This is a genomic window from Clostridium tarantellae (assembly GCF_009295725.1).
Classification (GTDB): domain Bacteria; phylum Bacillota; class Clostridia; order Clostridiales; family Clostridiaceae; genus Sarcina; species Sarcina tarantellae.
The window spans coordinates 1-402 of the sequence record NZ_WHJC01000682.1 but is presented as its reverse complement, the minus strand read 5'-3'; the positions used below and the strand labels follow the sequence as shown (position 1 = coordinate 402).

Sequence of the window (402 nt, the reverse complement as noted above, 5' to 3'; positions counted from 1 at the left end):
CTTATATACCTGGAAGGTAAGAGTGTATTTAAAAGTTCAAAACTATTCAGAGATAAATTTGTATTAGAAAGAGAAGATGGAACAACTGCATACATAGAATTTTTTGACAGTAAAAACTGGCATAACAATTTATTTCAAGTAACTAATCAAGTAACCATGGAGAGTAAATATGTTAATAGGTATGACGTAACTATTTTAATTAATGGACTGCCTATGATCCAAATAGAGTTAAAAAGAAGAGGTAAAGATTTTAAGGAAGCCTTTAATCAGATAGAGCGTTACAGAAGGCATTCCTTTAAAGGATTATATAGATATATTCAGATTTTTATAGTTACTAATGGTGTAGATACTAAATACTATGCTAATAGTGATAAGGATATAAAATTTGATTTCACTTTTTTC

The 402-nt window shown here is 27.9% G+C and carries 1 protein-coding gene; it reads left to right on the top strand.

Annotated elements, in window-relative coordinates:
- Positions 1-402: type I restriction endonuclease (locus GBZ86_RS16830; protein WP_170272337.1), on the top strand; the 402-nt coding region annotated here is incomplete at both ends.